The sequence below is a fragment of the uncultured Microbacterium sp. genome (assembly GCF_900078385.1).
Taxonomy (GTDB): Bacteria; Actinomycetota; Actinomycetes; order Actinomycetales; family Microbacteriaceae; genus Microbacterium.
Genome location: NZ_FLQR01000008.1, coordinates 151,143 through 163,530 on the forward strand (window position 1 = coordinate 151,143; position 12,388 = coordinate 163,530).

Here is a 12,388-nt window from a genome sequence, read left to right on the forward strand (position 1 = left end):
AGATGACTCCAGAGGTCGCGCGAGCTTTGTTGCACATCGACGAGGACGCCACGCACGAGCAGATTCACGCCGCGTTTCGGGCCCGCTCGCGGATGATGCATCCTGACCGATTCGCGGGCCGACCAGCTTCGGAAATCAAGATGGCCACGGCCGAGTTCCAGCGCCTCGAGGATGCGCGTCGCGTGCTGCTCTCGGGCGATCCAGATCGGTCCAATCCACGGGGAACTCGCCCGGAGCACGCGCCCGCGAGTGCGGAGTCGCCCGCGGACGCCCACAGATCTCCTCGCGGCAATGACCTCCACATTGTCCACGAGATCGCGAAGGAACTCGCCGAAACGGGTGGCCTGATTGAGGTCCAGACGGTTCTGGGGGCGCGACCGCTCAGAGTCCCACCCAACTCGGTCGATGGGACGCGCATACGCGCAAGCGGATATGGCTACGACGGCCCGATGGCTGGTCCGCCTGGGGACCTCATCGTTACTCTTCGCGTTAGCGTCGGTGCGGGGGGATTAGCGAACCCTCCGGAGGGTCCGCCTGCTGGACACGAGACAGGCGCCGAACCCGGACGTGGCCGCCTGCGGCTGGTCGTAGTTGGTATTGCCGCGGCAGTCCTAGCAGTTGGCGGCGTGGCTGTTGCGATCTCGACCATGAATCGGCCCGACTCTTCGTCCCCCACCGTCGAGGCCGACCCGACGGAGGCCGCCGAGCCCGGGATCGCCGCGGCGACCGGTGACACGATCTCCGGCACCGGCTACAGCTTCAACGTCCCCGAGGGCTGGGGTGAGCCCGATCAGGAGATCGAGGGCTTCGACCCCGACGCCTTCGCCGCCGACCTGGACGACGCCGACGGGTTCTCGGACAACGTCAACGTCATCCTCTCCCCGGCCGGCGAGGTGACGCCCGAGCAGGTCGAGACCCTCGGCGTCGAGGAGCTCGAGGGCGTCGGTGCGACCGACGTCGAGGTCGGTGACCGGGTCACCGTCGCGGGTTCCGAGTCGGCGCACCTCTCCGCCGCGCTCGCCGCGGAGGGCACGGAGTACGTCGTCGACCAGTTCTACGTCACGGCGGACGGTCAGACCTACGTCGTCACCTTCTCCTTCAGCCCCACGGTCTCCGAGGCCGACCGCGACGAGATCGCCGGTTCGGTCCTCGCCTCCTGGACCTGGAGCTGACGCACCGCCCTACCAGCGCGCGAGCTTCTCCTGCGCGACGGCGAGCTCCCGCGGCGGCAGGGCGCGGGCGACGGCCTCGGCCAGCGTGAGCTCGGCGCCGCGCGCCTCGCCCTCCGCCACGAGGGCGGGCGCCTGCGCGCGGGCCGCGTCCAGCGACAGGGAGTGCACCGTGAAGGCCTCGACGTCGAAGACGCCCACGCGATGACGGATGGTCGTCGCCGCGGCGGAGAGCTCGCCGGCGCGGCGCGCGTCGCCCCGCGCCGCCGCGACCGCACACAGCCCCTCGAGACCGTAGGCGACGCCCTCCTCGTGGTGCAGGCGCAGCGAGTCCATGAGCGTGCGGACGAACACGCGCTCCGCCTCGTCGACCGCGCCGCCCACCATCAGCAGCCGGCCCTTCTGGTTGCCGGCGATGGAACGCGTGAAGAGGTCTCCGCCGGCGTCGGCGATGGCGCTGGCCCGCTCGAAGTGCGCAAGCGCGTCCTCGCGTGAGCCGCGGAGCCACGCGACGCGGCCGAGCGAGACGCGTGTGATGGCCTCGCCCCAGCCGTTGCCGACCGCGTGCAGGCGCTCGACCGCCTCGTTCAACTCCCGCTCGGCGAGGTCGATGTCGGGGTCGGGCAGCTGCACGCGCGCCGTCGCGCGGGCCGCGAACGCCATGGCGGCGGCATCCTCGTCGCCCGCTTCGGCGAACAGTCGCGCCACCTCGCCGAGGCCCGCGACCACCTCCTGCGCGGGGCGCTGCCACAGCTCCCCCCACAGCGCGTAGAACCAGGCGACGGCCCGCGTGTGCTGCGTCATGGGCTTGTCCTTGCCCAGGAGCTCCAGCATCCACACCCGCACGCCCGCGAACAGGCCCATGATCCACCAGTAGATAAGGAGCGCCCAGGCGAGGTCGCCGGCGTCGTCGAGCCGGTCGATGTAGACGAGGTGCCGCACGGCGGCGCGGAGGTTCGCCAGCTGCAGCCCGAGTTCGGCCAGCGCCGCCTCCTGCCCCGGCCCCCGCAGGTCCGGCGCGATCCGCCGCACGAGGGCGAGGTGGTAGTCGGCGTGCGCCGCGCGCATGAGGTCGGCCTCGCCGCGCTCCTTGAGGCGGTCGATCGCGTACTCCCGGACGATCGCGAGGAGGGACAGGACGCCGCGCCCGTCGATCTCGGTCTGCGTCACGAGCGAGCTGTCCACGAGGGCCGCGAGCCCGTCGATCGCGTCGGCCTCCCAGTCGCGCCCGGCGCCGATGGCCTCGACGGCCTCGAACGTGAACCGCTCCGCGAAGACCCCGAGATCCTCCAGCAGGGCACGGTGCGCGGGGGTCAGCAGGCTCACGCTCCACTCGAGCGTCGCGCGCATCGTGCGGTGCCGCTCCGGCATGTCGCGGACGGCCGCCGTCAGGAGCGGGAGGGCGCGGCTCAGGCGCTCCGCGATGGCCTGCGGGGACAGCATCCGGACCTTGGCGGCGGCGAGCTCGATCGCCAGCGGCAGCCCCTCCAGGCGCCGGCAGATGTCCATGACGGCGCCGGCGTTGTCCTCGGTGAGCATGAACCCCGGCTTGGCCGCCAGCGCGCGGTCGGTGAAGAGGGCGCACGCGGTCGACATCCCCGCGCGCTCGAGGGTGGCGGGCGCGCCGTCGGCGGGCGTCGTCAGCGCGCGCACGTCGTAAACCCGCTCGCCGCGGATCCGCAGCACGACCCGGCTCGTCACGAGGAACGTCGCCTGCGGTGCGATGTCGTAGAGCCGGACGAGCACCGGCGCGGCCTCGACGATCTGCTCGAAGTTGTCCAGCGCCACCAGGACCCGCCGCCCTTCCAGCGCGCGCGCGATGCGCCCCTCGAGGGCGGCTTCGCCGTTGTCCCGGATGCCGAGACTGTAGGCGATCGTCGGGATCAGCAGCGCGGGCTCCAGGACGTTCTCCAACGGGACGAAGTACACCCCGTCGGGGAAGAGGTCCTCGGCGGCGAGGGCGACCTCGATCGCGAGCCGGCTCTTGCCGATGCCCCCGGGTCCGATGAGGCTGACGACCCGGTCGTGGCCCGACGCGAGCATCTCCCGGACGGCGGCGATGTCCCCGTCGCGCCCGATCGTCGTCGTGTACGGCACGGGGATCCGCGCGGCGGGGGAGGCGCCGAAGGCAGTCGGATCGTCGTCCTCGGCGCGCCTGCGCGATTCGTCGAAGCGCTCCGCGAGCAGCGTCGCGAGGTCCGCCGCGACGCGGGACTCGAGCTCGCCGGCTTCGGTGAACGGGAGGTAGGCGGCGGTGTCGTCGGCCTGGATACGGGAGATCAGCGTCTTCAGGCGCTCGTCGCGGTCGTCGCTCGCCTTGATGTAGATGAGTTTGGGCATCTCCCGAGGAGCCAGGTTGTATTCGTCCTCGAGGCCCGAGACCTCCTCTTCCGGCGCGACCCAGCCGTAGCTGGCGCCGTAGATGCCCACGAACACGTCGCTCTGCTCCAAGTAGGAGCGGTACAGCTCCCGCGGAGGATGCGGCCGCGCGCCGAGTTCGAACATGACCGGAGCGAGGTGGAGGCGCTCGATCGCGGTGCGGGCAGCACGGCGCTCGTCGGCGAGCTCGCGCAGTGTGGAGCTGACGAAGACCCGGATCCGCTGGTCGGGCGTGCGGATCACGGGGCGGATGACCCCAGTCATGGGGACATCATGGCGCGACGGCCGCGACTTCGCCACGGTTTCCGGGCCGCGGAGCGCGTGATCGCGCGGTTATACCGCAGCATCCGGAACAAATCAAGAATGTCGCTGGACATGGCGCGTCGCCCGGGCTATAGTGGGTAGTTGCGCTCCCTTCCCCCTGCCCTCATATGGTGGTCGGCTTGTGCCTGTTGTGCCCCCGTCGGATTCCGGCGGCGCGTGCTGCGCAGGTTTTCGGGTTCGGGAGCACTCCACCCTGACGACAAGGAAACCAGCCCCTGCCCGGGCTCACGGAGGTAATCCCCTTGGCTGCTGCGCGCAACGCAACCAATTCCACCACCACCCCCAAGAACGGCCGGGACGCTTCGCGTCTCACGTTCGCCAAGATCTCCGACACGCTGGCGGTCCCCGACCTCCTCGCGCTGCAGACCGAGTCCTTCGACTGGCTCGTCGGCAACGAGACGTGGAAGGCGCGGGTCGCCGAGGCGAAGGCCGCCGGTCGCACCGACGTGCCCGAGACCAGCGGCCTCGAGGAGATCTTCGAGGAGATCTCGCCGATCGAGGACCTGGGCGAGACGATGCAGCTCTCGTTCACGAACCCCTACCTCGAGCCGGAGAAGTACTCGATCGAGGAGTGCAAGGAGCGCGGCAAGACCTACGCCGCCCCGCTGTACGTCGAGGCCGAGTTCATGAACCACCTCACGGGTGAGATCAAGACCCAGACGGTCTTCATGGGCGACTTCCCGCTCCAGACCACCAAGGGCACGTTCATCATCAACGGCACCGAGCGCGTCGTCGTCTCGCAGCTGGTGCGTTCGCCCGGTGTCTACTTCGACAAGACCCCCGACAAGACGTCCGACAAGGACATCGTGTCGGCGCGCGTCATCCCGAGCCGCGGTGCGTGGCTCGAGTTCGAGATCGACAAGCGCGACCAGGTCGGCGTGCGCATCGACCGCAAGCGCAAGCAGTCGGTCACCGTCTTCCTGAAGGCCCTCGGCCTCTCCAGCGAGGACATCCTCAACGAGTTCGCCGGCTTCGACTCCATCGAGGACACGCTGTCCAAGGACGCGATCCTCACCAAGGAAGACGCGCTGCGCGACATCTACCGCAAGCTCCGTCCGGGCGAGCAGGTCGCCGCCGAGGCCGCCCGCGCGCTGCTGGACAACTTCTACTTCAACTCCAAGCGCTACGACCTGGCGAAGGTCGGTCGTTACAAGATCAACCAGAAGCTCGGCCTCGACAAGCCGCTCAGCGACTCGGTCCTGACCGTCGACGACATCGTCGCAACGATCAAGTACCTCGTCCGCCTGCACCGCGGCGACGTCACGTTCGAGGGTCTCCGAGGCGGCAAGACCTCCGACATCCGCCTGGACATCGACGACATCGACAACTTCGGCAACCGTCGCATCCGCGCCGTCGGCGAGCTCATCCAGAACCAGGTCCGCACGGGTCTGTCCCGCATGGAGCGCGTCGTCCGCGAGCGCATGACCACGCAGGACATCGAGGCCATCACGCCGCAGACCCTGATCAACGTGCGCCCCGTCGTCGCCGCGATCAAGGAGTTCTTCGGAACCTCGCAGCTGTCGCAGTTCATGGACCAGAACAACCCGCTCGCGGGTCTGACCCACAAGCGCACGCTGTCCGCGCTCGGCCCCGGCGGTCTGTCGCGTGAGCGCGCCGGCGTCGAGGTCCGCGACGTCCACCCGTCGCACTACGGCCGCATGTGCCCCATCGAGACGCCGGAAGGCCCGAACATCGGTCTGATCGGCCGTATGGCGACCTTCGGCCGCATCAACGCGTTCGGCTTCGTCGAGACGCCGTACCGCAAGGTCATCGACGGCCGCGTCACCGACCAGATCGACTACCTGACGGCCACGGAGGAGAGCGACTTCATCGTCGCCCCCGCCAGCACGCCGCTCAAGGACGGCCACTTCGCCGAGGACCGCGTCCTCGCGCGTCGCGGCCAGGGCGGCGAGGTCGACCTGTTCCACGTCGAGGAGATCGGCTACATCGACGTCTCCCCGCGCCAGATGGTGTCGGTCGCGACCTCGCTCATCCCGTTCCTCGAGCACGACGACGCGAACCGCGCCCTCATGGGTGCGAACATGCAGCGTCAGGCCGTCCCGCTGCTGCGCAGCGAGTCGCCCGTCGTCGGCACCGGCATGGAGGGCCCCGCGGCCATCGACGCCGGTGACGTGCTCATCGCGCAGAAGGCCGGCGTCGTCACCGAGGTCTCGGCCGATGTCGTGACCCTGCAGCTGGACGAGGGCGGCACGCAGGACTACTTCCTGCGCAAGTTCGACCGCTCGAACCAGGGCACCTCCTACAACCAGCGCGTGGTCGTCTCGGCCGGCGAGCGGGTCGAGGTCGGCGAGGTCATCGCGGACGGACCGGCGACGGAGAACGGCGAGCTCGCGCTCGGCAAGAACCTCCTCGTCGCGTTCATGATGTGGGAAGGCCACAACTTCGAGGACGCGATCATCCTCAGCCAGGAGCTCGTGAAGAACGACACGCTCTCCTCGATCCACATCGAGGAGTACGAGGTCGACGCGCGCGACACCAAGCTCGGCAAGGAGGAGATCACCCGTGACCTTCCCAACGTCAGCCCCGACCTGCTGAAGGACCTCGACGAGCGCGGCATCGTCCGCATCGGCGCCGAGGTGCGTCCCGGTGACATCCTCGTCGGCAAGGTCACGCCCAAGGGCGAGACCGAGCTGTCGGCCGAGGAGCGTCTGCTCCGTGCGATCTTCAACGAGAAGAGCCGCGAGGTCCGCGACACGTCCCTGAAGGTGCCTCACGGCGAGCAGGGCACGATCATCGCGGTCAAGGAGTTCAACGCCGAGGACGGCGACGACGAGCTCGGCTCGGGCGTCAACCGCCGCGTCGTGGTCTACATCGCCCAGAAGCGCAAGATCACCGAGGGCGACAAGCTCGCCGGCCGCCACGGCAACAAGGGTGTCATCGCGAAGATCCTCCCCGTCGAGGACATGCCCTTCCTCGCCGACGGCACCCCCGTCGACATCGTGCTGAACCCGCTCGGCATCCCGGGTCGAATGAACTTCGGCCAGGTGCTCGAGACCCACCTCGGGTGGATCGCGCAGCAGGGCTGGAAGGTCGAGGGCAACCCCGACTGGGCCAAGCAGCTCCCCGAGTTCGCCCGCCAGGCCGCGCCCGGCACGAAGGTCGCCACCCCGGTGTTCGACGGTGCCGCGGAGTCGGAGATCGCGGGTCTGCTCGACTCGACGCTCCTCACCCGCGACGGTGAGCGCCTCATCGACAGCTCGGGTAAGACGAAGCTGTTCGACGGCCGCTCCGGCGAGCCGTTCCCGGCTCCGATCTCGGTCGGCTACATGTACATCCTGAAGCTGCACCACCTCGTGGACGACAAGATCCACGCGCGCTCGACGGGCCCGTACTCGATGATCACCCAGCAGCCGCTCGGTGGTAAGGCGCAGTTCGGCGGTCAGCGCTTCGGTGAGATGGAGGTGTGGGCCCTCGAGGCCTACGGCGCCGCGTACGCGCTGCAGGAGCTCCTCACGATCAAGTCCGACGACATCGTGGGCCGCGTCAAGGTCTACGAGGCGATCGTCAAGGGCGAGAACATCCAGGAGCCCGGCATCCCCGAGTCCTTCAAGGTGCTCATGAAGGAGATGCAGTCGCTCTGCCTGAACGTCGAGGTCCTCTCGGCCGACGGCACGGCGGTCAACCTCCGCGACACCGACGACGAGGCCTTCCGCGCCGCTGAAGAGCTCGGCATCAACATCTCCACCCGGTTCGAGACCACGTCCATCGACGAGATCTGACCCGGCCAGGCTTCCAAACGAATTTCGACACAGGAGAACTAGTGCTCGACGCAACCACTTTCGATGAGCTTCGCATCGGCCTGGCCACAGCTGACGACATCCGTCGTTGGTCTTTTGGTGAGGTCAAGAAGCCCGAGACCATCAACTACCGCACGCTGAAGCCGGAGAAGGACGGCCTCTTCGGCGAGCAGATCTTCGGCCCCTCCCGCGACTGGGAGTGCGCCTGTGGCAAGTACAAGCGCGTCCGCTTCAAGGGCATCGTCTGCGAGCGCTGCGGCGTGGAGGTCACCAAGTCCTCCGTCCGCCGCGAGCGGATGGGCCACATCGAGCTCGCCGCGCCCGTCACCCACATCTGGTACTTCAAGGGCGTGCCCTCGCGCCTCGGCTACCTGCTGGACATGGCGCCGAAGGACCTCGAGAAGGTCATCTACTTCGCCGCGTACATGGTCATCTCGGTCGACGAGGATGCTCGTCACCGCGACCTGCCCACGCACGAGTCGAACCTGCGCCTCGAGCTGAAGAACCTCGCCGACCGTCGTGACGCCCGCGTCGCCACGCGTCTGGCGAAGCTGGAGGAGGAGCTCGCCGCCCTGGAGGCGGAGGGTGCCAAGGCCGACCAGAAGAAGAAGGTCAAGGACGCCGCCGAGAAGGATATGGCCGGCATCCGCAAGAGCTCGGACGAGCAGATCGGCAAGCTCGAGCGCGTCTGGGAGGAGTTCCGCAACCTCTCCGTCGGTCAGCTCAAGCAGGAGGACGACGTCTTCCACGAGCTGCAGGACCGCTTCGGTCAGTACTTCGAGGCCTACATGGGCGCCGAGTCGATCAAGCGTCGCCTCGAGGCGTTCGACCTGGCCGCTGAGGCCGAGTCGCTCCACCTGCAGATCTCCGAGGGCAAGGGTCAGCGCAAGATCCGCGCGATCAAGCGCCTGAAGGTCGTCAACTCGTTCCTGCAGACCGGCATGAGCCCGGCCGCGATGGTCCTCGACGTCGTCCCGGTGATCCCGCCGGAGCTGCGCCCGATGGTCCAGCTCGACGGTGGCCGCTTCGCGACCTCCGACCTGAACGACCTGTACCGCCGCGTGATCAACCGCAACAACCGTCTCCGTCGCCTGATCGACCTCGGTGCTCCCGAGATCATCGTCAACAACGAGAAGCGGATGCTGCAGGAGGCCGTCGACGCACTGTTCGACAACGGCCGTCGCGGTCGCCCCGTCACGGGCACGGGCAACCGTGCGCTGAAGTCGCTGTCCGACATGCTCAAGGGCAAGCAGGGCCGCTTCCGTCAGAACCTGCTCGGCAAGCGCGTGGACTACTCGGGCCGTTCGGTCATCATCGTCGGCCCCCAGCTCAAGCTGCACCAGTGCGGTCTGCCCAAGCAGATGGCGCTCGAGCTGTTCAAGCCGTTCGTGATCAAGCGCCTCATCGACCTCGGTCACTCGCAGAACATCAAGGCCGCCAAGCGCGCCGTCGAGCGCACCCGTCCCGAGGTCTGGGACGTGCTCGAGGAGATCATCCGCGAGCGTCCCGTGCTGCTCAACCGTGCGCCCACGCTGCACCGTCTCGGCATCCAGGCCTTCGAGCCTCAGCTCGTCGAGGGCAAGGCGATCCAGCTGCACCCGCTCGTCTGCGCCGCGTTCAACGCGGACTTCGACGGTGACCAGATGGCCGTCCACCTGCCGCTGTCCGTCGAGGCCCAGGCCGAGGCCCGCATCCTGATGCTGGCGTCGAACAACATCCTGAAGCCGTCCGACGGCCGCCCGGTGACCCTGCCTTCGCAGGACATGATCATCGGCCTGCACCACCTGACCACGGTCATCGAGGGTGCATCCGGTGAGGGTCGCGTGTTCGGCTCCGTCGGCGAGGCGATCCTGGCGAAGGACGAGGGCACCCTCGACCTGCAGGCCAAGGTCCGCATCCGCGTGCCCGGTCTCACGTTCCTCGAGGGCGAAGCCCCCGAGGGCTACGAGCGCCACGGCCTCGTGGACGCCTCGCTGGGCCAGGCGATCTTCAACGACACGCTCCCCAAGGGCTACCCGTTCGTGCGCGAGCAGGCCGACAAGGGCAAGCTGTCGCAGATCGTGAACAAGCTCGCCGAGGAGTACCCGAAGGTGGAGGTCGCGGCGTCGCTCGACCGCATCAAGGACGCCGGCTTCTACTGGGCGACCCGTTCGGGTGTGACCGTCGCGCTCAGCGACATCCTCACGCCGCCGAACAAGGCCGAGATCGTCGCGGGCTACGAGAAGCAGGCCGCGAAGGTCCAGGGACAGTTCGAGAAGGGCCTCACGACCGACGCGGAGCGTCGCCAGGAGCTCATCAAGATCTGGACCGAGGCCACCGACGAGGTCCAGGGCGCGATGCGCGCCAACTTCCCGGCCGACAACACCATCAACCGCATGGTGAGCTCGGGTGCCCGTGGCAACTGGCTGCAGATCCGCAACATCGCGGGTATGCGAGGCCTCGTGAACAACCCCAAGGGTGAGATCATCCCCCGTCCGATCATCTCCTCGTACCGCGAGGGTCTGTCGGTGGCGGAGTACTTCATCGCGACGCACGGTGCCCGCAAGGGTCTGGCCGACACGGCCCTCCGTACCGCCGACTCGGGTTACCTCACGCGTCGTCTCGTGGACGTCTCGCAGGATGTCATCATCCGTGAGGACGACTGCGGGTCGAACAAGGGCCTGGAGTTCACGATCGCGGCGCCCGGCGCCGACGGCACGCTGGTCAAGGACGCGAACGTCGAGAACTCGGTGTTCGCCCGTACCCTCGCCGCCGACGTCGTGAGCCCCTCGGGCGAGGTGCTGGCCGCGGCCGGCGACGACGTGGGCGATGTGCTCATCAACGCGCTCGTCGAGGGCGGCGTGGAGTCCATCAAGGTCCGCTCGGTCCTCACCTGCGACTCGGCTGTCGGTGTCTGCGCGAAGTGCTACGGCCGTTCGCTCGCGACCGGCAAGCTCGTCGACATCGGCGAGGCCGTCGGCATCATCGCGGCCCAGTCGATCGGTGAGCCCGGCACCCAGCTGACGATGCGCACCTTCCACACGGGTGGTTCGGCTTCCGCCGACGACATCACCCAGGGTCTGCCCCGCGTCCAGGAGCTGTTCGAGGCCCGCACCCCCAAGGGTGCGTCCCCGATCGCCGAGGCCGACGGTGTCATCAAGATCGATGAGACCGACAAGGCCAAGAAGGTCATCCTGACGCCGGACAACGGCGACGAGCCGCACGTCTACCCGGTCCTCAAGCGCGCCACCCTCCTCGTCGAGGACGGCCAGCGCGTCACGGTCGGCCAGCCCATCCTGGTGGGCACGCTCGACCCCAAGGAGGTCATGCGTGTCATGGGTGCCCGCGAGGTGCAGAAGTACCTCGTGAACGGCGTCCAGGGCGTCTACCGCTCGCAGGGTGTGCCGATCCACGACAAGCACATCGAGGTCATCGTGCGCCAGATGCTGCGCAAGGTCACCGTCGTCGACCACGGCGAGACCACGCTGCTGCCGGGTGAGCTGGTGGACTTCAAGCGCTACCAGCAGATGAACCGCGAGGCGGTGGCCGAGGGCAAGCGTCCCGCGTCCGGCCGTCCCGAGCTGATGGGTATCACGAAGGCGTCGCTCGCGACGGAGTCGTGGCTGTCGGCGGCGTCGTTCCAGGAGACCACCCGCGTCCTCACGCAGGCGGCCATGGAGGGCAAGAGCGACCCGCTCGTCGGCCTCAAGGAGAACGTCATCATCGGAAAGCTCATCCCCGCCGGCACCGGCCTTGCGAAGTACCGCAACGTCGTGGTCGAGGCGACGGAGGAGGCCAAGAGCGAGCGGTACCCCAACCGCATCTTCGCCTCGGACGGCGCGTACAGCGACGCGGACCTGAGCTTCGTCGACTTCGACAGCTTCTCGACGGACGACTTCACGCCCGGCACCTACAACTGAGGGAGGCGAGCGCCGGGCGAGCGTGCTCGTTCGGCCGAGCCGACCGATGTTGCCGAGCGACGACGTCGCGAGGACAACTGAGTCGGATGCCGGTACCACCGGCATCCCTCACCCCGAAGGCCCTCGGCATCACGCCGGGGGCCTTCGGCGTTCCGGGGGTCGGCGCGTTCCGCGGGTCGGCGCGGGGCGGTGCGTTCCGCGGGTCCTCGGAGCGCCGATCCACCCGCGGCGGCCCGGCCGCCTACCGTGGGAGCATGACCCGGGTCGGCGGCAGGAATGCGGTTTTCGCGTGGGTCGTGGGGCTCATCAGCGCCGCGATCGTCGCGGTGCTGGTCGTGCTCGCGCTGCCCATGCTGCCGGCATCCCTCGCGTGGCTCGGCGAGCAGGTGAACGGTCCGGTCTCCGAACCGCAGGCAGGCGACGAACCGGGGGACGATGACCTGCCCGCCGAGTGCCGCGACCTGTACAGCCAGCCGCTGTGGGCCACCCTCGTGTGGGCGCCCGACGCCGTACTGACGCCGTCGCGGGATCTCCCGAGCACCTCGGCGGCAGGACTCATCGACGCGCTCGCGCCGACGGTGCGGATGACGTGCACGTGGACCTCCGCGGAGGGCGAGATATCGACGACGCTCGCCGAGGTGGCCACGGATGCCGGCGCCATCGCCGCGACCGCGCTCCCGACCGCGGGCTTCACGTGCGCTGCCATCGACGGCCGCACCCGCTGCACGCGCACCGACGGCGAGCTCATCGAGACGATCGAGGCCGGCGGCGGCCTGTGGCTCTCGACGTCGCAGACGTCGTGGCAGCCGGCCGACTACCCGGGACGCGTCGCCGAAGCGGTCTGGGCCGGCTAGGCGCG

Annotated in this window: 5 protein-coding genes and 1 pseudogene; 5 read left to right on the forward strand and 1 reads right to left on the reverse strand. The window is 68.8% G+C overall.

Going from position 1 to position 12,388, the window contains the following annotated elements; translation table 11 throughout:
* Nucleotides 1–2: 2 nt before the first annotated feature.
* Both QZL85_RS15190 and QZL85_RS10360 read left to right on the forward strand, forming a co-directional pair.
* A pseudogene (locus tag QZL85_RS15190) lies at nt 3–485 on the forward strand (DnaJ domain-containing protein); the annotation flags it as partial.
* Nucleotides 486–647: 162 nt separating this feature from the next.
* Nucleotides 648–1,172, forward strand: a complete 525-nt coding sequence (locus QZL85_RS10360; protein ID WP_295576537.1) for a hypothetical protein — start codon at nt 648–650, stop codon at nt 1,170–1,172.
* A gap of 9 nt (nt 1,173–1,181) precedes the next feature.
* On the opposite strand, the gene QZL85_RS10365 is transcribed toward QZL85_RS10360, so the two are convergent.
* A complete protein-coding gene (locus tag QZL85_RS10365; RefSeq protein ID WP_295576539.1) occupies nt 1,182–3,812 on the reverse strand; it encodes a DUF4062 domain-containing protein in 2,631 nt (876 codons plus the stop codon).
* Between the two features lie 302 nt (nt 3,813–4,114).
* Between QZL85_RS10365 and QZL85_RS10370 the strand changes: the two genes are divergently transcribed.
* The 3 genes from QZL85_RS10370 to QZL85_RS10380 all read left to right on the forward strand — a co-directional run bounded on the left by QZL85_RS10370 (nt 4,115) and on the right by QZL85_RS10380 (nt 12,383).
* Nucleotides 4,115–7,612, forward strand: coding sequence for a DNA-directed RNA polymerase subunit beta (locus QZL85_RS10370; protein ID WP_295576540.1), 3,498 nt, complete (start codon nt 4,115–4,117; stop codon nt 7,610–7,612).
* Nucleotides 7,613–7,653: 41 nt separating this feature from the next.
* Nucleotides 7,654–11,529 (forward strand): DNA-directed RNA polymerase subunit beta', encoded by a 3,876-nt coding sequence (gene rpoC, locus QZL85_RS10375; protein ID WP_295576541.1) that lies wholly within the window; start codon nt 7,654–7,656, stop codon nt 11,527–11,529.
* A 254-nt stretch (nt 11,530–11,783) separates the two neighbouring features.
* Nucleotides 11,784–12,383: a hypothetical protein gene (locus tag QZL85_RS10380; protein WP_295576542.1), complete on the forward strand. Its 600-nt coding sequence runs from the start codon at nt 11,784–11,786 to the stop codon at nt 12,381–12,383.
* The last annotated feature ends 5 nt before the right edge of the window (nt 12,384–12,388 follow it).

What these genes read in the sequence shown, in the direction of transcription:
- QZL85_RS10360 (WP_295576537.1), top strand. Translation starts at nt 648, where the DNA reads ATGAATCGGCCCGACTCTTCGTCCCCCACCGTCGAGGCCGACCCGACG.
- QZL85_RS10365 (WP_295576539.1), bottom strand. Translation starts at nt 3,812, where the DNA reads ATGACTGGGGTCATCCGCCCCGTGATCCGCACGCCCGACCAGCGGATC.
- QZL85_RS10380 (WP_295576542.1), top strand. Translation starts at nt 11,784, where the DNA reads ATGACCCGGGTCGGCGGCAGGAATGCGGTTTTCGCGTGGGTCGTGGGG.